Origin of the sequence: Synechococcus sp. BDU 130192, from assembly GCF_963876085.1 — a bacterium.
Lineage (GTDB): Bacteria > Cyanobacteriota > Cyanobacteriia > Cyanobacteriales > MRBY01 > MRBY01.
In genome coordinates this window covers 74176-99091 of sequence record NZ_CAWNNO010000060.1, presented here as the reverse complement: position 1 = coordinate 99091, position 24916 = coordinate 74176, and the positions used below count along the sequence as shown (strand labels likewise).

At 51.0% G+C, this 24916-nt stretch carries 28 protein-coding genes; 16 read left to right on the top strand and 12 right to left on the bottom strand.

The window, feature by feature from the left end:
- Positions 1 to 271: 271 nt before the first annotated feature.
- The 7 genes from AACT35_RS14040 to AACT35_RS14010 all read left to right on the top strand — a co-directional run bounded on the left by AACT35_RS14040 (position 272) and on the right by AACT35_RS14010 (position 5372).
- Positions 272 to 754 carry an MSMEG_0572/Sll0783 family nitrogen starvation response protein gene (locus AACT35_RS14040; protein WP_012306292.1) on the top strand — a complete coding sequence of 161 codons (483 nt, stop codon included), beginning with the start codon at positions 272 to 274 and terminating at the stop codon, positions 752 to 754.
- A gap of 165 nt (positions 755 to 919) precedes the next feature.
- On the top strand, positions 920 to 1927 hold the full coding sequence (locus AACT35_RS14035) for a Nit6803 family nitrilase (RefSeq protein WP_099237924.1): 1008 nt from the start codon (positions 920 to 922) through the stop codon (positions 1925 to 1927).
- A gap of 36 nt (positions 1928 to 1963) precedes the next feature.
- A complete protein-coding gene (locus AACT35_RS14030; protein WP_099237922.1) occupies positions 1964 to 3046 on the top strand; it encodes an MSMEG_0568 family radical SAM protein in 1083 nt (360 codons plus the stop codon).
- A 14-nt stretch (positions 3047 to 3060) separates the two neighbouring features.
- Positions 3061 to 3579 (top strand): MSMEG_0567/Sll0786 family nitrogen starvation N-acetyltransferase, encoded by a 519-nt coding sequence (locus AACT35_RS14025; protein WP_099237920.1) that lies wholly within the window; start codon positions 3061 to 3063, stop codon positions 3577 to 3579.
- Positions 3580 to 3611: 32 nt separating this feature from the next.
- Positions 3612 to 4583, top strand: a complete 972-nt coding sequence (locus AACT35_RS14020; protein WP_339374624.1) for a sll0787 family AIR synthase-like protein — start codon at positions 3612 to 3614, stop codon at positions 4581 to 4583.
- A 5-nt stretch (positions 4584 to 4588) separates the two neighbouring features.
- Positions 4589 to 4876, top strand: coding sequence for an MSMEG_0570 family nitrogen starvation response protein (locus AACT35_RS14015; RefSeq protein WP_099237916.1), 288 nt, complete (start codon positions 4589 to 4591; stop codon positions 4874 to 4876).
- Entirely contained in the window at positions 4842 to 5372 is a 531-nt protein-coding gene (locus AACT35_RS14010; RefSeq protein WP_216820509.1) for a TolB family protein, read from the top strand. The genes AACT35_RS14015 and AACT35_RS14010 overlap by 35 nt, the downstream gene beginning before the upstream one ends.
- A gap of 24 nt (positions 5373 to 5396) precedes the next feature.
- Here the strand turns inward: AACT35_RS14010 and AACT35_RS14005 are convergent, their stop codons facing one another.
- A complete protein-coding gene (locus tag AACT35_RS14005) occupies positions 5397 to 5819 on the bottom strand; it encodes a hypothetical protein (protein WP_012306298.1) in 423 nt (140 codons plus the stop codon).
- Between the two features lie 168 nt (positions 5820 to 5987).
- Between AACT35_RS14005 and AACT35_RS14000 the strand changes: the two genes are divergently transcribed.
- A complete protein-coding gene (locus AACT35_RS14000) occupies positions 5988 to 7040 on the top strand; it encodes a tocopherol cyclase family protein (protein ID WP_099237912.1) in 1053 nt (350 codons plus the stop codon).
- Here the strand turns inward: AACT35_RS14000 and pdxA are convergent.
- On the bottom strand, positions 6970 to 8046 hold the full coding sequence (gene pdxA, locus AACT35_RS13995) for a 4-hydroxythreonine-4-phosphate dehydrogenase PdxA (RefSeq protein WP_099237910.1): 1077 nt from the start codon (positions 8044 to 8046) through the stop codon (positions 6970 to 6972). The genes AACT35_RS14000 and pdxA overlap by 71 nt on opposite strands.
- 108 nt (positions 8047 to 8154) lie before the next feature.
- Positions 8155 to 8556, bottom strand: a complete 402-nt coding sequence (gene msrB, locus AACT35_RS13990) for a peptide-methionine (R)-S-oxide reductase MsrB (protein ID WP_012306301.1) — start codon at positions 8554 to 8556, stop codon at positions 8155 to 8157.
- A 163-nt stretch (positions 8557 to 8719) separates the two neighbouring features.
- Here msrB and AACT35_RS13985 point away from each other — a divergent pair, with 163 nt between their 5' ends.
- The gene (locus AACT35_RS13985) at positions 8720 to 8956 is read left to right on the top strand and encodes a hypothetical protein (RefSeq protein WP_062432576.1); all 237 of its coding nucleotides are present in this window, start codon (positions 8720 to 8722) and stop codon (positions 8954 to 8956) included.
- A 14-nt stretch (positions 8957 to 8970) separates the two neighbouring features.
- Here the strand turns inward: AACT35_RS13985 and argF are convergent, their stop codons facing one another.
- Complete coding sequence (gene argF / locus AACT35_RS13980) at positions 8971 to 9891, bottom strand: ornithine carbamoyltransferase (RefSeq protein WP_012306303.1); 921 nt, start codon at positions 9889 to 9891, stop codon at positions 8971 to 8973.
- A 234-nt stretch (positions 9892 to 10125) separates the two neighbouring features.
- Between argF and AACT35_RS13975 the strand changes: the two genes are divergently transcribed.
- The 6 genes from AACT35_RS13975 to AACT35_RS13950 all read left to right on the top strand — a co-directional run bounded on the left by AACT35_RS13975 (position 10126) and on the right by AACT35_RS13950 (position 15754).
- On the top strand, positions 10126 to 12039 hold the full coding sequence (locus tag AACT35_RS13975; RefSeq protein ID WP_099237908.1) for a long-chain fatty acid--CoA ligase: 1914 nt from the start codon (positions 10126 to 10128) through the stop codon (positions 12037 to 12039).
- Positions 12040 to 12159: 120 nt separating this feature from the next.
- Positions 12160 to 12603 (top strand): YlqD family protein, encoded by a 444-nt coding sequence (locus AACT35_RS13970; protein WP_012306305.1) that lies wholly within the window; start codon positions 12160 to 12162, stop codon positions 12601 to 12603.
- Positions 12604 to 12690: 87 nt separating this feature from the next.
- Complete coding sequence (locus AACT35_RS13965; protein WP_099237906.1) at positions 12691 to 13527, top strand: prephenate/arogenate dehydrogenase; 837 nt, start codon at positions 12691 to 12693, stop codon at positions 13525 to 13527.
- A gap of 70 nt (positions 13528 to 13597) precedes the next feature.
- Positions 13598 to 14266 (top strand): protein-L-isoaspartate(D-aspartate) O-methyltransferase, encoded by a 669-nt coding sequence (locus AACT35_RS13960; protein ID WP_099237904.1) that lies wholly within the window; start codon positions 13598 to 13600, stop codon positions 14264 to 14266.
- A gap of 300 nt (positions 14267 to 14566) precedes the next feature.
- Entirely contained in the window at positions 14567 to 14941 is a 375-nt protein-coding gene (locus tag AACT35_RS13955) for a DUF1823 family protein (protein ID WP_339374623.1), read from the top strand.
- Between the two features lie 3 nt (positions 14942 to 14944).
- Positions 14945 to 15754: an MOSC domain-containing protein gene (locus AACT35_RS13950; protein ID WP_099237902.1), complete on the top strand. Its 810-nt coding sequence runs from the start codon at positions 14945 to 14947 to the stop codon at positions 15752 to 15754.
- Between the two features lie 22 nt (positions 15755 to 15776).
- Here AACT35_RS13950 and trpE read toward each other — a convergent pair whose 3' ends face one another.
- Together trpE and AACT35_RS13940 are read right to left on the bottom strand one after the other, a co-directional pair.
- Complete coding sequence (gene trpE, locus AACT35_RS13945) at positions 15777 to 17297, bottom strand: anthranilate synthase component I (RefSeq protein WP_099238027.1); 1521 nt, start codon at positions 17295 to 17297, stop codon at positions 15777 to 15779.
- A 215-nt stretch (positions 17298 to 17512) separates the two neighbouring features.
- Complete coding sequence (locus AACT35_RS13940; RefSeq protein ID WP_012306311.1) at positions 17513 to 17941, bottom strand: photosystem I reaction center subunit II PsaD; 429 nt, start codon at positions 17939 to 17941, stop codon at positions 17513 to 17515.
- Between the two features lie 316 nt (positions 17942 to 18257).
- Here AACT35_RS13940 and AACT35_RS13935 point away from each other — a divergent pair, with 316 nt between their 5' ends.
- Positions 18258 to 19142 carry an alpha/beta hydrolase gene (locus AACT35_RS13935; protein ID WP_099237900.1) on the top strand — a complete coding sequence of 295 codons (885 nt, stop codon included), beginning with the start codon at positions 18258 to 18260 and terminating at the stop codon, positions 19140 to 19142.
- Between the two features lie 22 nt (positions 19143 to 19164).
- Here the strand turns inward: AACT35_RS13935 and rimK are convergent, their stop codons facing one another.
- The 6 genes from rimK to AACT35_RS13905 form a co-directional block, all read right to left on the bottom strand.
- Positions 19165 to 20070, bottom strand: a complete 906-nt coding sequence (gene rimK, locus AACT35_RS13930; RefSeq protein WP_012306313.1) for a 30S ribosomal protein S6--L-glutamate ligase — start codon at positions 20068 to 20070, stop codon at positions 19165 to 19167.
- The gene (locus tag AACT35_RS13925; protein ID WP_012306314.1) at positions 20067 to 20525 is read right to left on the bottom strand and encodes an ATP-dependent zinc protease family protein; all 459 of its coding nucleotides are present in this window, start codon (positions 20523 to 20525) and stop codon (positions 20067 to 20069) included. Before AACT35_RS13925 ends, rimK begins: the two co-directional genes overlap by 4 nt.
- A gap of 44 nt (positions 20526 to 20569) precedes the next feature.
- Entirely contained in the window at positions 20570 to 21352 is a 783-nt protein-coding gene (locus tag AACT35_RS13920) for an ABC transporter permease (protein ID WP_065710202.1), read from the bottom strand.
- 10 nt (positions 21353 to 21362) lie between these two features.
- Positions 21363 to 21857, bottom strand: coding sequence for a DUF4330 domain-containing protein (locus AACT35_RS13915; RefSeq protein WP_254047947.1), 495 nt, complete (start codon positions 21855 to 21857; stop codon positions 21363 to 21365).
- Positions 21858 to 21978: 121 nt separating this feature from the next.
- Complete coding sequence (locus AACT35_RS13910) at positions 21979 to 22500, bottom strand: hypothetical protein (RefSeq protein ID WP_099237898.1); 522 nt, start codon at positions 22498 to 22500, stop codon at positions 21979 to 21981.
- A 91-nt stretch (positions 22501 to 22591) separates the two neighbouring features.
- A complete protein-coding gene (locus AACT35_RS13905) occupies positions 22592 to 24802 on the bottom strand; it encodes an ATP-binding protein (RefSeq protein WP_099237896.1) in 2211 nt (736 codons plus the stop codon).
- Positions 24803 to 24916: the final 114 nt, after the last annotated feature.

The following is a 24916-nucleotide window of genomic DNA, read 5'->3' as shown; positions in this document are numbered from 1 at the left end:
ATTTTGGTGGTCTGACCTAGCGAAATCAATAGTTCTTTTTAGAACACAATCACAACAACTTAATCGGGACAGAACTACCAGATATTCACCGTTAAACAAGCTTAAGCTTAGTCAGAAAGCCAATCTTTACATCACCTTTTTTATTTAAAAACTATTGCTTTATATAGAAGGTCTTCTTTTGTCAGCAATGATACAGGTTGCCTTGAGTTCTCCCCTTACAGTAATGCACAACTCAACCCATTAAAACCTAAAAACTAAAGGAAAATTTCTCATGCCTGAAGTAACAATCCCTGCCCATCAGACCGGTGACTTTCTTGTGGATTACGAAGAAAAGGTTTTTCCTGATGTCCAAGCAGAGCCCGGCGAAAAAGCATTGATTACCTTTCATACAGTAGCCTTTGAAGGATCTATTGGTTTAGTCAATTTATTACAAGCTAGTCGCCTCATCAAAAAAGGGTTTGAAACGTCTGTGCTACTTTATGGCCCTGGGGTGACTTTGGGAGTACAGCGGGGCTTTCCAAAACTCGGCGATGAAGGTTTTCCGGGGCACTTAGCCATGAATGATCGTCTGGTCAAGATTATGGAATCTGGCGGAAAGGTCTATGCCTGTCGTTTTGCACTACAAGCTCTTTATGGCCACGGAGAACCTTCTTTGATTCCTGGTATTCGCCCGATTAATCCCTTAGATGTGATGGATTTGATTTTAATGCACCGCAAAGAAGGGGCATTTATCCTTGATACCTGGACGATGTAAAAACAAAGGTTTTACTTCTGAAAATTTCCAAAGAGTTCACAAGAACAATTTTTAGATTTTTTTTGCACTCTTTGAAAACTTCCGAGTCTTTAAAAAAGTTTTGTTGGAATATTTTCGGTTACCAAATCCGTTTTCCGTGAGTTTGTTGTTTCCCTGGTAGCGACTATGTTTGATTATTCAAAAACGATTCGGGCAGCAGCAGCACAAATCAGTCCGGTTTTGTTTAGTTGTTCAGATACAACAGAAAAAATTCTAGAGACAATTACCCAAGCGGCCAAGGAGGGAGTGCAACTCATTGTTTTTCCAGAGACCTTTGTTCCTTACTACCCTTACTTTTCTTTTATCGAGCCCCCAGTGCTGATGGGCAAAAGCCATCTCCAGCTCTATGAGCAAGCAGTCACAGTCCCTGGCCCAGTTACGGAAGCGGTGGCTGAAGCGGCCCAAGCCCATGACATGGTGGTGGTTTTAGGGGTGAATGAACGGGAGGAGGGTTCCCTTTACAATACCCAATTGATTTTTGATCACGATGGGACATTGCGCCTTAAGCGCCGCAAAATCACTCCCACCTACCATGAGCGAATGGTTTGGGGCCAGGGAGATGGGGCTGGTTTAACGACGGTCGATACGGCGGTGGGCCGTGTGGGTGCTTTAGCTTGTTGGGAGCACTATAATCCCCTTGCTCGCTATAGTCTGATGGCCCAACATGAGCAGATTCACTGTGGTCAATTTCCGGGATCTATGGTGGGGCAAATTTTTACGGAGCAGATGGAAGTGACCATGCGTCACCATGCTCTTGAATCCGGCTGTTTTGTGATCAATGCAACGGGATGGCTCTCGGCAGAACAGAAGACCCAATTAACCAGCAATGAAAAGATGCACAAAGCCCTTAGTGGTGGTTGTTATACGGCCATCATTAGTCCTGAAGGTAAGCATTTAACGGCTCCGATTTATGAAGGGGAAGGTTTGGCGATCGCCGATTTAGATTTCTCCCTGATTACCAAACGCAAGCGAATGATGGATTCGGTGGGACATTACTCCCGCCCTGATCTATTCCAGGTACAACTCAATGACGCACCTTGGGCCACCCTCAACACGAGTTCCTTGCCCTTACCCTCAGAAGTAACACCACTGCCGAATACCCCGGCCCCAGATATTCCTGCTTCCTGTCCCTAATCTAGCGCGCCCTCACCCATCCCTATGACTATGCCCATGGATAGACAACGTCTGATTACAGAACTCCAGTCCCACGGCCTCCGCCTCACAGAGACCACAATGACGGGACGCCAAGGGGGGGCAGGGCCTTCGGATCACCGGGCAGTGACCATTGGCGGGATCACCGTGATGGTTCCTATTTATACGAATACCGCTGGGCGATCGCCTTACCATGCCACCCTAGATTCCCAACGGAGTGAAGCCAAGCTCCAGAAACATCACCAAGAAATTGCCCCCATTACCCTGCAAGGACGTCCCAAATTCTACGATCTAGAGACAGCGGAAGGGATTCCCTACTGGAAAATTGCCCTTCTCCATAGCAACAATGTGCTCGCCACAACGGTGCAACAAACCTGTATGCGCTATCGGGACGAAAGCACGGCCTGTCAATTTTGTGCGATCGAGAAATCCCTAGAAGCAGAACAAACCATTGCCCGTAAACTCCCAGAACAGTTAGCAGAGGTTGTGGAAGCGGCGGTGCGGCTCGATGGCATTGAGCAGGTGATCATGACCACAGGGACCCCCAACACAGGCGATCGCGGTGCGGCTTACCTGACCAAATGTGCCGCTGCCATCAAAGCCAAAGTCGATATTCCCATCCAATCCCAATGTGAACCCCCTGCCGATTTTGTTTGGTTTGAGCGCTTAAAAGCCGCTGGTGTCGATAGTTTAGGAATGCACCTAGAGGCCGTTGATCCCGCAGTCCGTGCCAAAATCATGCCGGGCAAAGCGGAAGTCCCTGTTTCCTACTACTACCAAGCCTATGCAGCGGCAGTGCAAGTATTCGGTTGGGGCCAAGTTAGCACCTACCTTTTAGCGGGTTTAGGTGATAGTTTTGCGACGCTTGTGACAGCAGCAGAAAAATTAGTCAGTCTTGGCGTTTATCCTTTTGTGGTACCTTTTGTCCCCATTTCTGGCACGCCCTTAGCAACCCATCCAGCCCCTGATCCAGAGTTTATGTTCGCTCTCTACCAAAAGGTGGGTCAGATTCTCAAGGAAGCGGGAATGTCTTCCCAGGCAATTAAAGCTGGTTGTGCGAAATGTGGTGCCTGTTCAGCATTATCTACCTTTGAAAATTAGGGAGGTTACGGGAAATGAGTCGTCAACGATTTCAGTTTGAACTCGCCCAGTCTGCGGTGGAAATCCGCGCTTATTTTGCTTTAAGACGGGATATTTTTTGTGAAGAACAGGGGATTTTTAGCGGCAATGATTTTGATGACCTCGATCCCATTGCCTATCCGATTGTTGCCTTGGACAAGAGCTCATCCCCTCAGAGTAAGGTGGTTGGGGTTGTGCGCATCTACGAAAGTGAGCCCCAGGTTTGGTATGGTGGCCGCCTGGGAGTCCAGCCAGAGTTTCGGCGCGTAGGACGCATTGGTAAGGGGTTAATCTACAAAGCGGTCACAACGGCCCATGGTTGGGGCTGTACTAAGTTTCTGGCGACGGTACAGCTACAGAATGTACGTTTTTTCCAGCGGCAACATTGGCATTCCCTGGCGGAAATGGACATTTGCGATCGCCCCCACCATCTCATGGAGGCAGATTTAAACTTTTACCCACCGGCAGTGAATCCCCGACCCCAACTTGACCTGGGGACTTGGCTCGTTTCCTAAAGGAAAAAATAATCGAAATACTTGGCGTGAACATCACTTTACCCCAGTTGGCAGAGACCCTACGCCACAATCTGGGCCTTTTACACAAACGAGATATTCAACTCGCTTCCCGGCAATTTCAACGGCAATTTACAGCCCAGGGGCAAGCCATTCGCCTTGGGGATGATTGTGCAGCCATTCCAGACCAAGCTGGTTTTCTCCTTCTCGCCGCAGAGGGCATGAGCCCCGCATTGGTGCAGCAAGATCCGTGGTTTGCGGGCTGGTGTGGGGTGCTCGTGAATGTCAGTGATATTTATGCCATGGGAGGACGACCACTGGCCGTTGTGGATGCTCTGTGGGCCTGTGGAGATCAGCAGGCGCGGCAGATTTGGGCCGGGATGCAGGCAGCGGCAGAAAAGTTTCAGGTACCGATTGTCGGGGGTCATACCAATACCCACAGTGAATATGATGCCTTGGGGGTCGCGATTCTCGGTCGGGCAAAACGACTGATTACCAGTTTTGATGCCCAGGTGGGCGATCGCCTCGTGTTAGTCGCTAATTTTCAGGGGCAACCCCGGCCCCAACTGCCCTACTGTTGGGATGCCGCCACCCAAGCCGATCCAGCGCAACTCCAGGCCCAATGGGATTTATTACCGCTCTTGGCTGAACGGGGTTTATGTAGCGCTGGCAAAGATGTCAGTATGGGGGGAATTATCGGCACAACTTTGATGCTTTTGGAAACGTCTAATTGCGGTGCGATCTTGGATATCGGCGCAGTTCCCTGTCCACCACAGCTCGATTTGCAACAATGGCTCCTCAGTTTTCCAAGCTACGGGTTTTTGCTGACTGTGCCGCCAGAGCAGGTCTCTGAAGTACAGATGTTGTGCAAAGATCAGGGGTTGGTCGCTCAGGCGATCGCCACCATTACCCCAGGCCACACCTTAACCCTTAAACTGGGGGAAACTAGCCTCGACTTTTGGCACCTCGACCATGTTCCGCTCACTGGCTTTACCGGAGGCTCCTAAATTCTATGCCAGCCGTTACTTTTGACATTGTTTGGCCCGACGGCTCCCAGGATCAATTTTATTCCCCCTCCACCGTCGTCCATGACTACTTTCAGGTGGGACAAGGCTACGCCCTGGCGGATTTTGTGCATCGCTCCCAAACGGCCCTCACCCTTGCCAGTAAGCGGGTCGAACAGCGCTATGGTAGCCCCTGTTCCCTGGCCCTGAGGCAACTCCAACGTGTTGAACAAAAGGCCAGTACATTCATGGATCAACCCAATGCCCAAGTCACAATCTTGGCGGATGATCACTAAGCTGATAGGAAAATTTTGGCCGTTGGCGATCGCCGCGATGGGAGTGATCTTGGGGGGCTGTGGTCGGGCCTTGTTCTATCAGCCCCAGATTGCCACGGGGGGAATTAATAGTAATTTTGCCGAAGAATTTCCGAGCTACAGCGGTGATGGCCGTTATCTCGCCTTTGCCTCAGAACGGGATGGCCGCCGCAATATTTTTCTCTACGATCTCCAGACTAATCAATTAGTTAACCTGCCTAATCTCAACCGCCGCGACTCTAGCCAAGACCAACCGGATCTCAGTGAAGATGGCCGTTTTATCGCCTATGTTTCCACCGAACGGGGCCGCCAGGATGTGTTTGTCTATGATCGCAACCAGGGGCGATCGCAGTTGTTGACAGTAAACTTACGGGGGTCGGTACAAAATCCCACCATTAGCGGCGATGGACGTCGGGTCGCCTTCCAGAGTAACGAACGGGGGCAATGGAATTTGATGCTGGTGGACGTGGTTCCCTAGCGGGAAATTTCCCCGCAATTGCATCTACAGATCAGAATGGTGCTGGCGTGACCGGAGACGTTTATGGATCGCAGACAGTTGGTCGCGGGCATAGTGAGGACAGTGGGGCACGGGAATATTAACATTCGGCCAATCTGCGAGATCCGCACAGGGGCAGCCATTTTTCAAACCCACCGCATCGAAGGGCATCGGCATCGCACAGCGGGGACAATCGGCAATATCCCACCGCTCTGAGAGCAAATCCGCGATGGTTTGGGTTGTACCCTGGAGATAACAGTCACGGTTTGCATTGAGGTCTTGCCAACAGGCCTCAAAATCTGGGGAATATTGATTTCCTTCGAGCACGGTCATCGGTAAAATTTGGCGATCGCCCTTGGGACAAATCACCGGTTTGCCCACCTGAAACCAGTAGGCTAAATATTGTTTAACTTGATTCACGGTCGCCATATATCTATCTTCTTCCTGCTGCATATCAATTCCTAAAGCTACGCCGTCCCCATCGTCCCTATCCTATCGAGAAAAAAGAAGACCCGTGGCGATCGCCCCCGTCTGAACCTTGAAAAGCAATTTTTTTTAAGATCGTTTTTAGATTTAAGCCCATCACCGCCTTTTTATATGAATTTTTGTGAACCGCCCCACAGTGGCTACCACTGGGATCACCACACCCCCCGTTTCTTTGAAGGTTGGTACTTTCGTGTCACCTTGCCGGAGTTGGGTGATAATTTTGCCTTCATGTATTCCATCGAAGATCCCCTCGGCGATCGCCCCCATAGTGGTGGTGCCGTGCAAGTTCTGGGCCTCCAGGATGAATATCTCTGGCGCACCTTACCGAACGTCAAAAATTTTTGGGCCGATCATCAACGCCTCGCCCTGGGCCATTGGCGACATTGCCCCCCCAATTTAAAACCCCAACGCCTCGCCCCCAGGGTTTTTCAGGAGAAAATTCACGAAGGCTACCAGGCAACGGCAACCCTCAACCAAGGCCGTATTATCGACCCAGGCACCGGGGAAATTTGCCAGTGGCACTATGAAACAAAGCCGATCTACGGTTGGGGAAGGCCTGCTAAGCCCACCGCCAATTGGTATTCTTTTTTGCCCATTTACGATCCCGGTTGGCAGGTGTTGCTGGCCCATGGGTTGAGTACGGGTTGGATCGAATGGCAGGGCAAACGCTATGAATTCAGAAATGCCCCGGCCTATAGCGAAAAAAATTGGGGCAAATCCTTTCCAAAGGCTTGGTTTTGGCTCAATTGCAATGCTTTCAAAGAAGAAAAAGATCTCGCCCTCACTGCCGCTGGTGGCATTCGTCAAATTTTAGCGAGGGAAGAGGAAGTGGGTTTAATTGGCATTCACCACCACGGAAAATTTTATGAATTTGCCCCATGGACAAGCAATCTTACTTGGCAGTTTTCGCCCTGGGGAAGTTGGGAAATGACCGCAGGCGATCGCCAAGGCTTTACGATTCATCTCAGTGGGGAAACTGACCTACCGGGACAACCCCTGCGAGCACCGACCCACACGGGCCTACGGTTTTGTTGTCAGGATACCCTGCGGGGCCAAATTTCCCTCGAACTATTCGCCCCGGACAAAACGCCCCTCATCCAAGCAACGAGCGATCTGGGGGGGTTAGAAGTGGGGGGACAGTGGTGGCGGCGCGATTTTGACTAATGCTGACGGCCAGTTTAATCGCTTCTTTCATGCTGGTGGGATTGGCGCTGCCTTGCCCCGCAATGTCGAAGGCGGTGCCGTGGTCGGGGGAAGTCCGAATAAAGGGTAAACCAATGGTGGTATTGATCGCGTAGTCAAAGGCCATCAGTTTCACTGGGATTAACCCTTGGTCGTGGTAGAGAGCCAGATACGCATCGGCGGCGGGTTTGAATTCTGGTTTGCCATACCAAGCTTTGCCCGCATTGACCCACATGGTATCCGGAGGATAAAGCCCTAACAGAGTTGCATTGGGATATTTTTGTCGCGCATCTTCTAGCCAACCGTTAAGCCAGTCCAGTTCTTCTGTACCTAGTTGACCATTTTCGCCACTGTGGGGATTTAAGCCGGCGATCGCCACCTGGGGATTTTCTAACCCAAAATCCTGCTGGAGCGACTCTAAAAGAAGACTAAGTTTCAAATCCATCAGCCCTGGGTTGAGGGTTTCTGGCACTGCTTTTAAAGGAATGTGGGTCGTCGCTAGCAGGCTCCGCAATGTCCAGCCCGTATAAGGAGATTTGCCAATAAAGGCCATGCCATAGCGGGTGGTTTGGCTCTTTTGGGCGAGAACCTCCGTTTGGCCGGGGTAGTCGTGGCCCGCTGCTTTCCAGAGGGATTTAGCAATGGGGGCGGTGACAATGCCCGAAAATTCTCCCTCCAGGGTTTTTTCAATCGCCGTGTCGAGGTACTGGAAAGCGCGATCGCCTGTTTCTACCGAACCTTCCCCCCAGGTGAAATTTCTCAGAAATTCATTGCCACTCGGTTCGACAATCTCTAACTCACTGGGATCAAGGAGATCAGATTCCGTCCGAGTTTTGAGGTGCTGATAGGTTTTTTCGAGCAAGGGGCGATCGCCAATGACCGTCATCGGACAAAGCGCTCTAATTTCTGGATCCGCCAGAGCTTTTAAAAGTACCTCTGGGCCAATCCCGGCCGGATCACCAATAGTCAAAGCGAGGCGAGTTTTCATAGGGGAGAATAGTCAATAAATAAAAAAATCCTCCCTAGAGGGAGGTGCCAAAGGCGGAGGGTGCATGTCCCTAGAGGGAGGTGCCAAAGGTGAAGGGTGTGAGGGCGTCTACTCGGCCTTCGGTTCAAACTTCAGGGCCACGGAATTGATACAGTAGCGCAAGCCCGTGGGAGGGGGGCCATCGTTAAATACATGACCTAGGTGGGCATCACATTTCGCGCAGAGCACTTCTGTCCGCTTCATAAAGAAACTAAAGTCATTTTTTTCGGCGATCGCCTGATCATTCACCGGTTGCCAATAGCTCGGCCAGCCAGTACCCGAATTAAACTTCGTCTCCGAGGTAAACAGGGGCGCACCACAGCACACACAATTGTAGGTGCCTTCCCCCTTAAAATCGTGATATTCACCCGTAAAGGCCCGCTCGGTGCCATGTTTGCGGGTAACTTTGTAGGCCTCTGGGGAAAGTTGCGCTTGCCATTCGGCGTCAGTTTTGACAACTTTGTCGGTCATGGTGGTGTTTTGTCTCCAAAAGTGAGGTTGCACTGCTTTGTATCGTAACAAGATCGACTAGGGGAAAACAGGTGAGAAATCCCCCAATGGATGTTGTGGGGTCGGGGCTTTCGGCTATACTCAACAAGGTTTTTTTATTCAAGTTCAAGGAGAGCGCCAAAAGATGCGATGTGCCATTATTAGTCGTGCCGGTCAAACTCTGGCGCGAGGGAAGTTAGTCTTAACCCCGATTGAAAACGATCAACAACGGCTTGATCTGGTTACGGACGGGGGTCGCTACCTAGAGGGAGGGCTGGTTGCTCCTGATGGTGATATGACCGAAGCCAGCCTAGAGCTATCGCGGAAATTTTTTGCGATGTGGGGCATGAGTAATCTCCAGCTACAAATCACCCTCCGCTAGATCCATAATTAAAGTTAGACAATGCCAAGGAGACTGGCCATCAGCGCTTTTTGGGCGTGCATCCGGTTTTCGGCTTGATCCCAAATTTTGGCTTGGGGGCCTTCCATCACGTCGGCAGTAATTTCTTCGCCTCGATGGGCGGGCAAACAGTGGAGGGCGATCGCCTCTTTATCGGCGAGGGCCATGAGTTCGGCGTTGACTTGGTAGGGTTGGAAAATGGGTACCCGACTGTTGGCGAGGTCTTCTTGGCCCATACTGGCCCACACATCGGTGTAGATGGCGTGACAGCCTTCGGCGGCTTCCTTGGGATCATGGGTAATTAAAATTTGACTGCGATCGCCTGCAATGGCCTGGGCCTGGGCGACAATTTTCGGGCTAGGTTCGTAATCTTTGGGGGTAGCGATGCGAATATTCATGCCGACTAACGCGCCACCGAGGAGGATCGAGTGGGCGACATTATTGCCATCACCCACATAGGTCATGGTCAGGCCTTCTAGTTGGCCGAAGGTTTCCTGCATCGTTTGCAGATCCGCCAACATCTGACAGGGGTGTTCTAAATCTGTAAGGGCGTTGATAATCGGCATTTCACAGTAATCAGCGAAGGTTTCGAGATCCTGTTGATCGAAGGTACGAATCGCCAAAATATCGAGGTAGCGGTCTAAAACCCTGGCGGTGTCCTCGATGGGTTCGCCGCGACCTACTTGGGTACGGTTTGGGTTCAGGTCAATGACATTGCCACCCAGTTGGTACATGGCCACGCTGAAGGAGACTCTGGTGCGGGTAGAGGCTTTGTAGAACAACAGGCCGAGGGTTTTGGGGCAGGTGGGGGCGATTTTTCCCTGTTTGAGATCTGCCGCCAGGTTTAGCAGGGTAATAATTTCTGTGCTGCTGAGATCTGCAATGCTCAGAAGATCCCGACCCTTGAGTGCATTCATCCTGTTTTCGGCTCCTTACCGTGGCAAAAAAATCATTATAAGCTCCCCTCCAGATTCCACAAAAGCTTGCAAGGGCGATCGCCACTGGTCTTCGTCAGGAAATGTTGATGGCGATCCCAAGGGGGTGACACTTGAAAAACTGTCTACTTTTGGGGAGATGGGTGAAATCTGGTTTTAAAGTAGGATTGTAGCCATGATTTCAGCTTGTTTTTTGCGCTTTTAAATGGAATTGCCATGAGCACTGCTCCCTACGACCAGATCCAATCTTTATCAGAAATTTGGGCGATCGCCGCTGAGCGTTATGCCGACATTGTTGCCCTCTATGATCCCCACCAAAAACCAGAATTCAAACTGACCTATCATCAGCTCTGGCAAGGGATTCAGCAGTTTGGGGCTGGCCTCCAAGCCCTTGGTCTTCAACCCCAGGAAAAAGTCGCCCTGATTGCGGATAATAGCCCCCGTTGGTTCATCGCCGATCAAGGTAGTATTGCGGCAGGGGCCGTGAATGCGGTGCGCTCATCCCAGGCAGAAAAACAAGAACTGCTCTACATCTACACTGACAGCGAAAGTCGATTTCTCATCGTCGAAGACCGCAAAACCTTTGAACGCCTCAATCCAGAAATTACAAATCTCCAACCCAGGGCCGTCATTTTCCTCACCGACGAAGAAGTGCCAGAAACGGAACTCCCGATTTTCAACTTTTCCCAACTGATGACCCTCGGCAGCCAGGAACCCCTGACGATGCCTGGGCGATCGCCCCAAGATTTAATGACCTTGATCTACACGTCTGGGACGACGGGCAAACCCAAAGGGGTGATGCTTTCCCACGGCAATGTCCTCTACCAAGTGCGCAACCTCGACCAGGTGATTCAACCGAATCCTGGCGATGTCACCCTCAGCATTCTCCCCACCTGGCATTCCTACGAACGGGCTGCTGAATATTTCCTCCTATCCCAGGGCTGCACCCAAATTTATACGAATATCCGCAACATCAAAAAAGATCTCCAAACCTACAAGCCCGGTTACATGGTTGCGGTGCCGCGCATTTGGGAATCGATTTACGAAGGAGTGCAGAAAAATCTCCGGGAACAACCCGCCAAGAAACAAAAGCTGGTGAACTTTTTCCTCACCTGCTCCCAAAATTATGTCCTGGCCCAGCGTATCGCCAACAACCTCAGCCTGGAGCATTTCCATGTTTCTCCCCTAACGCGGTTAATGGCTAGAGCAAAGGCGATCGCCCTTTACCCCTTTCACCTCCTCGGCAACAAACTCGTTTACGAAAAAATTCGGGGGGCCACTGGCGGCAAAATTCGCTACGTAATCAGCGGCGGCGGCTCCCTCGCCCAACACATCGACACCTTTTTTGAAATCGTGGGGATCAATATCCTCGTGGGTTATGGCCTCACCGAAACCTCCCCAGTGACCAATGCCCGTCGGCCCGAACGCAATGTGCGTGGCTCCGCTGGCCCCGCCCTCAAGGGCACCGAAATTCGCATTGTCGATCCCGAAACGCGACAAACCCTCTCCCAAGGCCAAAAGGGACTGGTTTTAATCCGTGGCCCCCAGGTGATGCAGGGCTACTACCGCAAACCCGAAGCCACCGCCAAGGCTATTGATCCCGAAGGCTGGTTTGACAGCGGCGACCTCGGCTGGGTGACGCCCCAGGGGGATCTCGTTTTAACGGGTCGGGCAAAGGATACTATTGTCCTCACCAACGGCGAAAACATCGAACCACAACCCATCGAAGATGCCTGCGCCCGCAGTCCCTACATCGATCAAATTATGCTGGTGGGCCAGGATCAAAAATCCCTCGGTGCTTTAATTGTGCCGAACCTCGAAGCCCTCGGCCAGTGGGTGTCCCAGGGTGGCCTTGGTTTGCAATTGCCAGATCCTGACATTCCTTCAGAACAACTGCCCCAAACGGATTTGTACAGTAAGCCAGTCTTGAATTTATTTAAACAGGAGCTGAATCGAGAAATTAAAAATCGGCCTGGCTATCGGGTGGATGACCGCATTAGTGATTTTGCGTTGATTTTGGAGCCTTTTTCCATTGAGAATGGCCTAATGACCCAGACGCTAAAGGTAAAGCGGCCAGTGGTGGCAGAGAAATATGCGGCCTTAATTGCTTCCCTTTACGACAAAGATTAAGCGATCCGAATGGCGGAATCTTCGGGTATTGATGCTACCCTGAAAATATTTTGCAGATAGGGCCCCTTTAGCCCACTGATTTAACAAAACCGAGTTACATTTCTCTAGGAAAACATTCACATGGACGGAAACCAAGTGCCTACTGTTACCCTCAAACGCCCAATTAATCTGAAGGTCATCGTGACCCCCCGCTGGAAAGAGGAAGTACAGCAGCAACTCCAGGGACAAATAGCGACTTTTGATGGTCAATTACAACAACTGGATGTCCAAGGAAATCGCACCATTAGTGAACTTCAACAACAGGGCAATACCCCCCAGGTCGCTCAACAAATGGAAAATATCCAACTCCAGGTTAACCAAAAAAAGCGGGAACTCCTTGAGAAGAAAAACCAAGTACTCCAGCAGCTCCAACAGGTACAAAACTTAGAATTAGATCAAGAGTTTCTCCAGGGTCAGATGGAGAGTTTCTTTGAAGTGAAAGTGGGCGATAATCTGGTGCGCAAGCTGAATGTTGAACTTGTGGTCCGGGATGGTGTTGTTGAAGAAATTCGCGGCGACCTCTAAATTTTTTTGTGATTGCTGTCGCGTGACAGTGTTCGGCTCCCCCGATGACACTTGCGGTGCGGGGGATTTTTAATGGGGAAAAAATTCATGAAAATTGGCATTGTCGGGCTGGGTTTAATCGGTGGATCTTTGGCGATCGCCTTTCGGGAAAAAGGGTTAGAAGTATTGGGAGTTTCCCGGAAAAATACAACCTGCGAAACGGCCTTGAGAAAGGGAATTGTCGACCAAGCCAGCACAGATTTTTCTCTTCTCAAGGATGCGGATGTGGTGTTTCTCTGCACGCCGATCAAAGCGATTTTGCCCACGGCCCAAACCCTTATTCCCCACCTCAAACCCACGACGATTTTGACGGATGTGGCCTCGGTGAAGGGGGAAATTGTCCAGGCGATCGCCCCGCTGTGGCCCAATTTTGTCGGGGGACATCCCATGGCGGGCACAGCCGAACAGGGTATTGACGCCGCACTCCCCGGATTGTTTATCAACGCACCCTACGTTTTAACGCCGACCGATGAAACTTCCCCTGATGCGGTGAAAATCCTTAAAGACTTAATCCTGCTGCTCCAGAGTCGTTTTTACTGCTGCGCCCCGGAGATTCACGATCAAGCGGTGGCCTGGATTTCCCATTTACCCGTTTACGTTGGTGCGAGTCTGATCGCGGCCTGTGGGTCGGAAATCAATTCAGAAGTGCTACAAATGGCCCAAGCTTTAGCGAGTTCTGGCTTTCGGGATACCAGTCGTGTCGGCGGTGGCAATCCAGAATTGGGGTTGATGATGGCCCAGGGGAATCGACAGGCGCTGTTAAAATCCCTCACCCATTATCGGCAGCAGTTAGATCAAGTCATTGCAGATCTTGAAACAGAAAACTGGGAGGCGATCGCCCAATTCCTCACAGCGGCCCAACAACAGCGGCCCGACTTTCTCTAGATTCCAGGAGTACAATGGAGGTAGGAGGAAGTCGAAGGATTCATAACTGAAATGATCCTCGCCAGCGACCATGGATCTTCCACCCACCAATGATTTCTGTGCCGATCCCACCGTTGCGTTACGTCAGCGGATGGTTAAGCAGCAAATTATCGCCAGGGGCGTGAACGATCCAGCCGTCTTAGCCGCGCTCCAGCAAGTGCCCCGGCATCGCTTTGTGCCCGCTTCTCTCCAAAATCTCGCCTACGCCGATCAACCCCTCACCATCGGCTATGGCCAAACCATTTCCCAACCCTACATCGTCGCCTACATGACCGAGGCGGCCCACCTGACGCCCAGCAGCAAAGTTTTAGAAATTGGTACGGGGTGCGGTTATCAAGCGGCAATCCTCGCCGAAATTGCCCAGGAAGTTTTTACCGTTGAAGTTGTGCCCGAATTAGCCCGGCAAGCCCGCGATCGCCTAGAACAATTAGGTTACAAAAATATCCACTACAAGATTGGTGACGGTTACCAGGGCTGGCCAGAATTTGCTCCCTACGACGCGATCCTTGTTACGGCGGCCCCAGACCATCGGCCCCAACCGTTACTGCAACAATTGGCCGTGGGCGGTCACCTGGTAATTCCTGTGGGCACCGTCGGCCAACGCCTTGAAGTCCTCCACAAAACCAGCACTGACTTAGAAATGGAAAAGGCGATCGCTGTGCGGTTTGTGCCACTCCAGGGCCACAGCTACGGATTTTGAAACAATCTTTTGACCCGAAAAACCAGCATTGACTTGGAAATGGAAAAGGCGATCTCGGAGAGATCCGCTGTGCGGCACGCTGTGCGGTTTGTGCCACTCCAGGGTCACAGCTACGGATTTTGAGTAAATTTGGATAGGTCGCCAGATTAATTGTCCCATCTCTATTGCTCGCATCGAGGGCATTGCCTTCCTGGAGAGTGACCCAGACGGTTTGGGAATCCGGCGCAACGGCCACATATTTTGTGGAGGCGATCGCCTAAAATTGAACCAGCTTTCTCTACACCTTTTCTTTCTGTTATCGTGACTTTGCCTCCCCTAACAACGGACACCATTCAGCAAATCATCGACGATCGCCTTGAGGATGAAACGCTCCATCAGTTGGTCTGGCATTACCTCGGCTACCGTTACAATGAAACTCAAAAATGCTGGAATCTTGACCAAGTTGATCCAGCCTGGGCCGAAAAATATCCAGAACCACCTAAGTTCATTGAGGAGCGTCCCCCCACGGTACAACTGACCCGCTCGATCCCCAAACCCTATAAGGCTCTGCTCAAGGAAAAAATGGGCTTTAAGGGCTACACAGTTGATCAACTGATTCCGCGCCTGACGCGGCGGGCGACCATGGCCAGTTGGCTCCTTAGCTATATGGCCCAACACGATTTGTTAGAGGTTTAGCGAGTGGCACGGGTGACGGCCTTATGGATTTATCCGGTGAAGTCCTGCGGTGGGATTCCCTTGGAGACAGTGGAAGTTTTAACCCAGGGTTTTCAAGGCGATCGCCAATGGATGATTGTTGATGCCGACGGGAAATTTCTCAGTCAACGGCAATATCCCCAACTGGCCAGGGTTAAGCCCCACATGACAGAGGATAATCTCACCTTAACTTTTGATGATTTTTCGCCCCTGAAACTGTCTCCCAAAACCGTAGGCTCCCTCAAACCTGTGACAATCTGGCGCAACCAGACCCAAGCCCTTGACCAAGGCCCTGAAGCTGCCGCTTGGTTTTCGGAGGTGCTACAAACCCCCTGCCGTCTCGTGCGCCAATCCCCCGACCATCCCCGGCCCCTTAACCCAAAATACGCCCTGTGGGAGACCCAAAATGTCAGTTTTGCCGATGGTTATCCGGTGCTCCTCACCAATACTGCTTCTTTAAAGCTGCTGGAAGAAAAATTAGGGGCAGCCGTTTCGATGAATCAGTTTCGTCCCAATCTGGTAGTCGAGACAGCACAACCCTTTGCGGAAGATCATTGGCAGACTGTGGGTATTGGTGGCACGACCTTTGTCACCGCCAAACCCTGCGAACGTTGCATTGTGATTACGACGAATCAAACCACAGGCGATCGCCACCCAACCCAAGAACCCCTCCGCACTCTGGGCACTTTTCGACGCACTGCCAAAGGCATTCTTTTTGGCATTAATCTCATGCCTACCAGTTCAGGCAAGATTTCAGTGGGAGATGCTGTGATCCTGAATCCAACGTCTTCTTAAAGCTCCCTGTCCCCAGACGTCATTAAACCTGAAGGCAGCGAATCGCTTCCAACATCCCCCTGGCCTTATCGAGGGTTTCTTGGTATTCTCGCTCCGGCTCTGAATCCGCGACGATGCCCGCGCCCGCCTGGACAAAGACCTGGTGCTGATTCCCCTGCGATCGCACAATCATGCTCCGGATCGTAATCGCCGTATTCAGTTGGCCTTCAAAATCGTAGTAACCGTAGACGCCAGAGTAGGGGCCGCGCCGTTCGGGTTCCAGTTCATTGATAATTTCTAAAGCCCGAATTTTCGGCGCACCGCTGACTGTTCCGGCGGGAAAACAAGCCTGTAATAAATTCCAAGCCGATTGGTCGGGGGCTAAATCTCCCATCACATTACTCACGATGTGCATCACGTGGGAATAGCGTTCGATGATCATCAAATCCCCAACTGTGACCGTGCCTTTTTCGCAGACGCGACCGAGATCATTGCGGCCCAAATCCACAAGCATCACGTGTTCAGCGATTTCCTTAGGGTCGGCCAAGAGGTCTTTTTCTAACGCTAAATCCTCAGCTTGGGTTTTCCCCCGGCGTCGCGTGCCCGCAATCGGTCGGAGCATCGCCTGGAGTTTTCCGTCTGGCGCTTGCTCGGCTTTGACCATAATCTCTGGGCTAGAACCGATGAGTTGCCAGTCCCCAAAATTGTAAAAAGACATATAGGGAGAAGGGTTAATCAGGCGCAAGGAACGGTAGAGATCAAAGGGATGGCCTTCGTAGCTCGTCTGGAGCCGCTGGGACAGCACCACCTGGAAAATATCCCCGGCCTTAATGTATTCCTTTGCCTTGGCGACGTTCTGGCAAAACTGTGCTTGGGAAGTGTTGCTTTCGTACTTGAGGGCTTCCCCGTCTGGGTTGGCGAGCCATTCTAAGGGTTTGGCGGCAACAGGCAAAGGCAACTTGAGCTTGAGGACTAATTTCGTCACGCGATCGCAGGCATTTAGGTAGGCTTCTTCTAGGGGCACCGCCGGATCCCGCAGGTCAGCATAGGTGATGACCCAAATCTTGCGTTTAACTTGGTCAAAAATAATCAAGCTATCAATTTGCATCCAGAGGCCATCGGGCAGATCCTCTTCTTGGCGTTCGTACACTGGCACCCGTGGCTCGATCCAGCGCATCAACTCATAGCCCCACATCCCAAATAGGCCACCAATCCCCGGTGGTAATTCCGGCAGTTGGACAGGCTTAATGCTGGCGAGACATTGGGCCAACACATCAAAGGGATTGCCGCTAAATTCTTGGACGGCCCCATCACGGAATTTTTGCGTGGTGCGATCGCCTTTATTTTCTAAGACCCAAACCGGATCGCAACCGAGGAAACTATAGCGACCAATATTTTCGCCCCCCTCAACGGACTCCAACAGAAAATTGTAGGGTTGATCTGCACAAACCTTGTACCAAGCCGACACTGGCGTTTCGAGATCCGCCACCCACTCCTGATAGACCGGAATAAAATTACCCTGTTGACTGAGATGCCGAAACTGCTCGAAATCAGGAAAAATCATAGGAAATGCGTCGGTCGCCTGGGGCACATGGAGGGCCGCTGGGACAGTGAATAAAAGTAAAAATAGAGCTAGACACAAAGAAGCGGAAGCCTTTTGTTCAGCTTTTCATCATAACAGACTTTCTTCATCGGTCTGGGCTAATCGCCGCCACCAAGAAAGCCTTCATAACTCAAACTAAAACTGTCAACTTCCGCCCGGACTGTTGTGGTAAAAATCTAGGCTTCGTAGGGGGCCACACCAGAAAACTTCAGGGTTGCCGGTTCGGGGTTGCTCCCGATATTGCGGTCAACTTTCCCTTTGTATTCGCGACCTTCGTTTACCTTCTCAGAAGGTACACCATCGAGAGGATAGAGGAACTGAGTTTCGCCGGAGGGGAAGACACGGTAAATCTTATAGTCGGTAATCTTGGGCTTAAATTGTGTTTTCAGCTGAGTCCCGAGGGCAAGGCACTGTTCCTTGCGGGCAAAGTACATGAGGTTATCGCCTTCGTTCATGACCGCTGCACCACCGGTGGGCAGTTCAAAAACCTGCTCTTTTGCGCTAGACCAGGTGATGGCGTATTTTTCCTCCCGTTCAGCAGCGGCGAGTAGACCACCCGTGCTGCCACCGAATTTCGGTGTTTTTCCAGTAAGCTCGTTAGACATGCTCAAAAATCTTTATTAAATAAAGGGTGTTTCGCAAATGCTATCACCAGACCCCTACGCCATAGATCAAGTGTCAAGAACTGTAACAGTTATTTTCTATTTGTAAGGGAAGCAGACAGGCAAATTTATCATCCTTTAGGGACTGTTTTGGTGGGAATGGCCCTAGGGGCAAAAGTTTCTGGCAAAAGCCACTAGAATGCGAGAAAATCCCCTTTTTTCCACTGCAAAACCGAGGCTTAGTAGAAGGTGAGCATCCGTTGTTTTTGGAATTTTTGGGTTAGGGGATGGGTTGAACCCAGCAGGTTAAAAAACATCTATGGCAGAAGAATTTTACAAAGGTGGACAACGGGCTTGGTTCCATGATCAGGGCCATTGGGGCGGTTTTTTCCATACCTATGATCAGTTGCAACTCAAGGGTTTTGGGGCGTATTTTGATCAACCCCGCAAAATCCATGTCTTTTTACCACGAGATTATGAAGTAACTGGCGATCGCCTGCCCGTACTTTACTGCAACGATGGCGACCATATTTTTTTCCCCGATGGGGATTTTGGTCAATGTTGGCAGGCGGCAGAGCGCTTGAGTCGACTGTACCTGCGGGAGCAATTGCAAAAACTGATTGTCGTAGCCATTTGCCCCAATGATCGTGCTTACGAATATTCCCATATCCCGGATCAAGGTGGTGGCCTAGGGGATTACAGTCGTTATCTTGCCAAAGGACTGAAACCCTTTATCGATGCGCAATACCGCACCCAAACCGATCAAACGCTCATCGTCGGTGCTGCCCAAGGCGGGTTGGCTGCTTTTTACACGGCTACCCAGCACCCCCGCCAGTTTCCCCAAGTGGCCGCTTTATCCCCCTCTTTTTGGCTGGGACTGGAGGCAAACCCAATGTCCATAAATGGTTTAGATGGAGCTTTTAAGATATCCCTTGAAAATTCGGCGTTGGTTTTTGCCGCGACTCCCGTTTTGAGCAATCCCAAATTGCGCCCCAAAATTTACCTAGACTGGGGTTTAATGGCTGATGCCCAGCACCAGGAGGCACGGGCGAGATTACGGGGCCAAGAAATGCGATCGCTTTTAATCGAAGAGTTCCAATACCAAGAAAATGTGAATCTTTTTACCCTTGAAGATCCCCTTGGTCGCCACGATGAACTTACCTGGGGCGATCGCCTTGAGACAATTTTGCAGCTTTTCTTCTAGCCCGTGGGCAAAAATCTGACCTCTAATACTGAATGCGATCGGTGGTTTTCCCAGGAGCGGCATTCTTTTCGAGATATTCAATAATTTTTCCGGCCACATCAACCCCGGTGGTTTTTTCGATGCCTTCTAATCCCGGTGAAGAGTTAATTTCCATCACCAGAGGCCCGTGGTTTGAACGCAACAAATCTACCCCAGCGACCCGCAATCCCATCGCTTTAGCGGCCCGGACAGCGGTACTGCGCTCTTCGGGGGTGAGTCGAACTTTGTCCGCTTTGCCACCCCGGTGCAAATTAGACCGAAATTCTCCCTCTGCTCCCTGGCGCTTCATTGCCGCCACGACTTTCTCGCCCACCACAAAACAGCGGATATCTGTACCCTTGGCTTCGGCGATGTATTCTTGCACCAAAATGTTGGCATCCAACCCCCGAAAGGCTTCGATCACGGATTTGGCGGCCTGGTGGGTTTCCGCGAGCACCACACCAATACCCTGGGTGCCTTCTAAAAGTTTAATGACCACGGGGGCACCACCCACGGTTTCGATGAGGCCATCAATGTCCTGGGTCGCGTGGGCAAAACCTGTCACCGGAAGTCCAATGCCTTTGCGGGCTAAAATTTGCAGCGATCGCAGTTTATCGCGGGACCGAGAAATCGCCTGGGATGTATTGGCACTAAACCCTCCCATCACTTCAAACTGACGCACCACCGCCGTACCGTAAAAAGTGGCCGATGCTCCAATGCGAGGAATAATCGCGTCAAAATTTTCTAACCGCTGCCCCTGGTAAATGACAAAGGGTTGATGGGATGTGATATTCATGTAGCAGCGCATGAAATTAATCACCTGGACGTCGTGGTGACGATTTTCGGCGGCTTCCCGGAGACGACGGGTGGAATAGAGTTTTGGATCTTGGGAGAGAATGGCAATTTTCATGGTTGGTGGGGATGATCCGGTTGGCTTTGGAGAAAAGATTTGCTCACATCAACGAGGAATCGTTTGCGCAGGGCCTGGCGTCCAAGGAGCATCCGATAACCCATTAAGGAGCGATTGGTGAGATTGAGTTCAATGAGCCAACGGTGTTCGCCTAGTTGAACATGGGTTTCGATGACGGGCCGCAGTTGCTTTTGGCCATTGGAACTTTTGATGCTGCGGTGTTCGACCAAAGGGGCTTCTATGGTAACGGTGTCATGGATATTGTGCTGGTGGGGGTGAATTTGGAAACGAACCATCTCGCGATCGCCTTGGTGAAAATAGTGAATGCGGGTGGCATGGATCGAGGAGGAGCCAGCACCGGTATCAATTTTGGCGCGAATCACGGGGATCTGAAAATCCGGGAGCGCCACACATTCTCGCCAACCAATGGTCGATAGGATGGGTTTTCTTTTCATACAACGGCAGTCTAGGAGACAAAGTTTAAATTCTTGCTAAGGCTTCAGCTAGAAGCACTGGTATAAAACCGTAGGGCAAACCGCCACACCACATTAGACAATAACAGCAGCAGCAGGCCCAAACAACCGGCACCAGCAATCCACCCCAAAGGCGATCGCCCCAACATGGTTTCCGCAGGAATGGTCGTTAAAAAAACAATGGGGACAATGAAGGTAAAGAAAAAACGAAAGACCCCCGGATAGGCCACAATCGGGTAACGCCCCGCCTCAAGGAAACCCCGCAGCACCTCGGTGACGTTATAAATTTTCACAAACCAGATACTCGTTGCCCCCAACATAAACCAGAGGCTGTAGAGGATCAACATCCCAAACCCGATGGGAATCAGGCTCAACACATAATTGAGCGGTGACAGACCCAACTGCAGCCCGATGTAGATCAAAATTCCCAGTCCTAAAACTAAGTCAGGCAAGCCCCAGGGGGAAATCATCCGCGCCGAGAGCCAAAATTGACTACTGATGGGCTTGAGTAGCACAAAATCGAGGGTGCCTTCCTGTACCTGTTGGACGATCCGGTTGAGATTCGGCGAAAAAAAAGTATTGGCCACCCCCTGCAAGAGGGTAAACATTCCCACCACCAACATCGCCTCTTGCCAAGTCCAACCGGAAAATTGATATCCCGTGCGGTAAAACAAAAAGAGGCTGAACAGGCTGCCCGCTAAATTTCCCACACTACTGAGGGCCGCAATGAAAAAATTTAAACGATACTCCAATTCGGCGGCGATCGCCGTACTCCAAAACAGTCCTAAAATGCGCCAATACTTGCCCATGGAGTCGAGCCTATTTCTCCACTGCCCGGATATCAATCACGCTGCCATTGAAATCGTAATTAAACCCCTCAAGGCGCAGGGTATGGCCAATTTTGACCTTGTTGTTGCCAAAAACATAGCCATTATCTGTTTTCTGGGCTTCGCTGGTTAACACAATCCGAAAATCCCCAATATTCTGCACCTCAGGACGGGGATCATTTAACGGTAAAACAGAGCCGTCCGGCTGGGGCACAGGGGTTGTCCGGGGTAAAAGCTCAATGGACTTAATGCCAACATTGGCAAAGGGTTGATTGCGGATCACGATGGAGGTCGTTTCAGACCCTTGAAATTCTGCCACAAAGGTCTCTGGGGACTTTACACTCAGACCCCGCACCAGGACTTCCACCTCGATCGCTTCCATGGCTGACCCAATTTGGGCCACGGAACCCGAACGACCGGGGAGGAAAAAAATACCAAAAATTACGCCGAGAATGATCAGAAGTGCCCCCAGATCGAGGATGCTCACTTTGCCGAAAAGACGCCCTTTTGAATCCAACAGAGCCATATGTTTGTGGAAATACACTAAAAGTTTTTTTAACCCTCCACATTATAGGGGAGGTGGCCGCCGTCCCCCGATAAATTCGCCCTTAACCGTCTTGGGGAGGGGACATCGGCAGCGGCGATCGCCCAACTTCTGGGGAGGCTTGTCTCTGTATTTGAGGCCGTCGTCGGGACTGTTGATAGAGTCGGTAAAGGGCATAGGTAAATAGAGAAGGCCCCACCAGAGCACAAAGCACAATGACGCCATAAATCCAGAGGGGTAACACGGACGGTTCTCCCCCAGGGGAATCTGTCTGAGCATTAGTCTCGGCGGGTGGCGGCGTTGTTGTTGCCGGGGAGGCGTCCGCGCCACTGACCGTTTGGGATGATGGGGATTCCGTTTCCTCCAAAACCCGCGCCGCTGTCTGGACCGGCAATTGTCCCAAAAGACTATCCACCACCGGAATCGGCACCCGAGGATTGACCAGGGTTGCGAAGCCCACACTTGTGAGGGTTAACATCGCCAAGCAACTACCACCCAGGAAATAAGCGCGACCATGGTGGGTTTTAATGAGTTGTTTAAAGGTGATCAGGCGAGGCGGTTGTTTTTTCGGGGAAGTAGAAGCCATCGGCGGTGACAAAATTTAAAGATTAGTAGCCTTTGAGCCAAGGAGATTAAAACAAGGTAATCGCTGACAACTTCAGCATAACGAACTGGATTTAGGACGGGGAGGTTTGTGATTTTGGGTGGGCGTCAACGGGATTCAAGATTCCCCTATGTTGCTCTAAATGATGGGCAACCTTACCTAGAAGTTCCTCCAAAGAGACCGGGTGATAAATAATGTCATCACAAGCTAACCGCGAATGCTCATCTTGCTGATTTTGAAAGATATCGGCGGTAATCACGATGAGTTTTGGGTCTTCGGTTAGGGGGACTGTTTGGAGCTGTTGTTGGATATTACTCAAGATCTCCGCACCATCGACGGAGGCCAGTTTCAGGTCAACCAAAATTAGGTCTGGTGTCCATTGTTGCCATGGGTGATTGGAGATTGCTTCCATGGCGATCGCCTGGGTTTCGATACCAGCCCTGGCCAGTCGCTGACAGAGTAATTCCCGCTGCTCGACTTGATCCTTGAGGAGCAAAATTTTGGGCGATCGCCCCGTGTGTTCTCCAAAAGCCTGAATTGAAACGTCTGCTTGATCTTTTTCTGGCGAAGCGAGGGACAGCTCAAACCAAAAGCAACTACCCTGGTTTTCTGCCGTTGTTACCTGGATTTCTCCCCCCATGAGCTGTACCAACTGCTGACTGATGGCGAGACCTAGGCCCGTACCTTGGCGCGAACGGATTCCTGTGCTGGTTTGCTGAAAAACCTGAAATAATTTGTTCTGCTCATGTTCTGGGATGCCAGGCCCCGTATCAATTACGGCAAAGTGTAAGTTCTGTTGGTGGGCATCATAGGTAATTTTGAGGGTAACGCGACCCACCTCAGTAAATTTAATGGCATTACTCAAGAGATTAATTAAGACTTGCTTGAGCTTTTTTTCATCGAGGTAAATCACCTCCGGTACATTGGCATCACGCTCAAAGATCAGTTCTAGTTGCTTTTGTTTCGCCGCAAGGACAACAAAATCGTAGATAACATTGAGAGCTTCAACGAGATTAAAGGCTTCTCGAAGGACGCTGGTCTCCCCGGCCTCAATTTTTGAGAGGGAGAGAATATCGTTGATCAGGTTCAGCAGGTGCTGGGCACTCTGGGTAATGATGTCGAGGGATTCGAGTTGATCGGCAGTGAGGTTAGTATCCCCCGTGAGTAGCTCCGTAAACCCCAAAATGGCGCTGAGGGGTGTGCGGAGTTCATGGCTCATATTGGCCAAAAATTGACTTTTTGCTTGGTTTGCCTTTTCTGCCTCTTCCTTGGCTGCCTGTAGGGTTTCTAGGAGTTGGGCCTGTTGGAGGGCCACACCCAGTTGGGTAGCGATCTGCCGCAGCATTTCGATTTCCTCGGTAAGCCAGGTGCGGGGGGCGTTGTTTTGGTAGATGCCGAGGAGTCCCCACAGGCGATCGCCTAGGAAAATCGGTAGGGTGATATAGGCTTTGGCTTGGAAGTTTTCGAGGAGCTCGATGTAACAGGGAGGAAACCCAGCTTTGTAAATATCATGGACTGCCCGGTAGGTATTGCCTTGACGATAAATCCCCCCCTGGGTTTCCTGGAGATAGGTATCTTCTACCCAGCCCGGTAGCTCACTTTCAAAAACTTTGACAATACAACGGTCATCACGCACTGCGGAATATTTTAGGAGTTCACGCTGTCGCGCACTGGCGTCATTCATCAGCGATCGCCATTGGGGAGACATGGCCTCAGCCACAAAGTGACCACTCCAGTCGGGGTTAAACTTGTAGATCACCACCCGGTCACAATGCAGGGCATCATGGATTTCTTTAGTCGTGCTCTGAAAAATTTCGTTGAGGTTGAGGGTACGACGAATCCGATTGATCACGACCCGGAGAATTCTTTGGCGGGTGATTGTCTGTTGCAGTTGCTCGGTTTGGTTTGACCACAGGGCTTGGAGATGTTTGTGGTTAAGTTGTTGTTGGACACGTTTTTGTAATTCGGTGCTGGTGCAGGGCAATAGCAACACATCATCGGCCCCAAACGAGAAAGCCTCGGCCCGGGTTTGGGCATGGATATCCGTGGTGGTAATAATCAGGGGGATATCGCGGCTGTGCAGATCACTTTTAAGCTGGGCAAACAGTTTGCGCTCCGGACGGGACACAAAATCGAGGTTCACAATGATCAGTTCTGGATGATTGGCGATCGCCAAAGCCGACAAATGGGCGGCGCTGGGGGCAACCTGCACTGCGGCAATACCCCGGAGGGTCTCCAGGAAAAATTCAAGGAAATGGGCTTGGTGCTCACCGACTAAAATCATGACAAAATTGCAAACCTCAGGGCAGGAGATAATGGGAAGAAAAATCAGACCGCTCCTCTCCAAAGAGCAGATGCAGATCAAAATTTCAGGCCGCACGCTGAAACCACGGGACAA